This is a genomic window from Mesorhizobium sp. M2A.F.Ca.ET.039.01.1.1, assembly GCF_003998035.1.
Lineage (GTDB): Bacteria > Pseudomonadota > Alphaproteobacteria > Rhizobiales > Rhizobiaceae > Mesorhizobium.
Window position 1 is genome coordinate 1 of record NZ_RZRY01000827.1, and the last position, 2,462, is coordinate 2,462.

The following is a 2,462-nucleotide window of genomic DNA, read 5'->3' on the forward strand; positions in this document are numbered from 1 at the left end:
GTTCAAAGCCGTCATCGTCGCCTCGCCCACCTATGTCGGAAAGCATGGCCGCCCGCGCGCCGTGGCCGATCTCGCCGATCACAACTGCATCGGCTACCGGCTGGTTCGGTCCGGCGCGCTGTACCGCTGGGACCTGAATGACAACGACAAGGATGTCGTTGTCGAGACACGCGGCACGGCCATCGTCACGGATTCGCTTGGCGCCATCGATCTGGCGCTGGCCGGCGTCGGGCTCGCCTACGTTTTCGAGCCGCTGGTGCGCGCCGACCTTGCAGCCGGCCGCCTCGTCCAGATCCTGCCGGATACGGCGATCGAGGAGCCGGGCCTCTTCCTCTATTTTCCGCGCCGCGCGTCGATGGCGCCGAAGCTCAGGGCCTTTATCGACATCGCACAAGAAATCGGCCGAGCATCCATGCGGACACCCGGCCGAGTTGCCTGAGCTCGTGAGCTCTTCACCTTAAGGGAAACGCGATGCGCTCCCCTTGGATCGGAGCTATTTCTTGACCGCTGCCGCGACTTCCGCCGCGAAATCGGTCGTTTCCTTCTCGATGCCCTCGCCCAGCGCGTAACGCAGATAGGCGGTGATCTTCGCCGGAGCGCCGATCTCCTTCTCGGCATCCTTCAGCGCCTTCTCGACGGTGATGTCGGGATTGAGCACGAAGGCCTGCTTCAAAAGCACGACCTCTTCATAGAACTTGCGCAGGCGACCCTCGACCATCTTCTCGATGATGGCTTCCGGCTTGCCCGACTGGCGCGCCTGATCGGAGAAGATCGCCTTCTCGCGCTCGACGAGCGCCGGGTCGACTTCCTCGGCGGTCAGCGCGACCGGGTTGCTGGCGGCGACATGCATCGCGACCTGGCGGGCAAAGGCGTTGGCGGCATGCTCGTTGCCGGTGGTCTCGATGGCCACCAGCACGCCGAGCTTGCCGAGACCGTCGGCAACCGCGTTATGGACATAGGTCGCCACCACGCCATGCGGTACGGTGAGCTTGGCCGAACGGCGGAAACCCATGTTCTCGCCGATGGTGCCGACAGCGTCCTTGATGGTGTCGGTGACCGACTTGTCGGAGCCCGGATACTTCGCGGCGGCGACCGCCTCCGTCGTGCCATAGGCGAGCGCGACCTTGGCGACGTTGGCGACGATCTCCTGGAAGGCAGCATTGCGGGCAACGAAGTCGGTCTCGGAATTGACCTCGACGACCGCAGCTTCACGCACGCCGGCATCGACACCGATCAGGCCCTCGGCGGCGGTGCGCCCGGCCTTCTTGTCGGCCTTCGAGATACCCTTCTTGCGCAGCCAGTCGACGGCCGCTTCCATATCGCCGTTGGTCTCGTTCAACGCCGCCTTGCAGTCCATCATGCCCGCGCCGGTCAAGTCGCGGAGTTCTTTGACCTGTGCAGCCGAAATCGTCATTGTCGCCTCTTTGTTTCAAATGCGCCGACGCACCAACCGGGACTCGGGTGATGCGCTCGGCAAAAGCGCTTTAGCGCGCCAACTTATTGGAAAGATGAAGGCCGGGTTCCGGCCTTCGATATCAAGCTTCCGGAGCTTCGCTGGCCGGAGCGTCAAGCGCCGGCTCGACCGGAGCCTCGGCCGAAGCGCCGATGTCGACGCCGAGCGCGCCCTGCTGGCGGGCGATGCCGTCGATGGCAGCCTTGGCGATCAGGTCGCAATAGAGCTGGATGGCGCGGGCCGCGTCGTCATTGCCGGGGATCGGGAAGTCGATCTTGTCCGGATCGCAGTTCGAATCGATGATGGCCACGACCGGAATGCCCAGGCGCTTGGCCTCGAGGATGGCGATCGCTTCCTTGTTGGTGTCGATGACGAACATCAGGTCCGGCGTCGAGCCCATGTCCTTGATGCCGCCGAGAGCCTTGTTGAGCTTCTCGCGTTCGCGGTCGAGGTTCAGTCGCTCCTTCTTGGTGAGGCCCTGGGCCTCGCCGGCCAGCGTCTCGTCGAGCTTGCGCAGGCGCTGGATCGAATTCGAGATCGTCTTCCAGTTGGTGAGCATGCCGCCCAGCCAGCGGGAGTTGACATAGTACTGGGCCGAACGCTGCGCGGCGTCGGCGACAATGTCGGAGGCCTGGCGCTTGGTGCCGACGAACAGCACGCGGCCGCCCTTGGCGACGGTGTCGGACACCTGCTTCAAGGCCTGGTTCAACAGCGGCACCGTCTGCGACAGGTCGATGATGTGGATATTGTTGCGGGCGCCATAGATGTAGGGCGCCATCTTCGGGTTCCAGCGATGGGTCTGGTGGCCGAAGTGAACACCAGCTTCCAAAAGCTGGCGCATGCTGAAATCTGGCAGAGCCATTCTTTAGTTCCTTTCCGGTTGGCCTCCACGGACACAGGCATTTCGGACGGAATGTCCTGATGCCACCGGAGGTTTCAGCCGGATTTCTCCCGGGCAGACACCAAAGTCCGTGTGTGGAATGAGCGCGGATATAGAGGGGAAGTCCCT

General features: G+C 63.5%; 3 protein-coding genes. 1 reads left to right on the forward strand and 2 read right to left on the reverse strand.

All coding sequences use genetic code 11. The features are described 5' to 3' along the window. Window positions 1-439, forward strand: a 439-nt coding sequence (locus tag EOA24_RS34270) for a LysR substrate-binding domain-containing protein (RefSeq protein ID WP_245501918.1), incomplete at its 5' end; no start/stop codon positions are given. Between the two features lie 54 nt (window positions 440-493). On the opposite strand, the gene tsf is transcribed toward EOA24_RS34270, so the two are convergent. Together tsf and rpsB are read right to left on the reverse strand one after the other, a co-directional pair. Beyond that, window positions 494-1,414, reverse strand: coding sequence for a translation elongation factor Ts (tsf, locus tag EOA24_RS34275; protein WP_040987261.1), 921 nt, complete (start codon window positions 1,412-1,414; stop codon window positions 494-496). A gap of 121 nt (window positions 1,415-1,535) precedes the next feature. Further along, window positions 1,536-2,315, reverse strand: a complete 780-nt coding sequence (gene rpsB, locus EOA24_RS34280; protein ID WP_126082647.1) for a 30S ribosomal protein S2 — start codon at window positions 2,313-2,315, stop codon at window positions 1,536-1,538. Window positions 2,316-2,462 lie beyond the last annotated feature (147 nt).

Excerpts from the sequence above, each read along its gene's own strand:
- tsf (WP_040987261.1), bottom strand. The coding sequence starts at position 1,414 with ATGACGATTTCGGCTGCACAGGTCAAAGAACTCCGCGACTTGACCGGC.
- rpsB (WP_126082647.1), bottom strand. The coding sequence starts at position 2,315 with ATGGCTCTGCCAGATTTCAGCATGCGCCAGCTTTTGGAAGCTGGTGTT.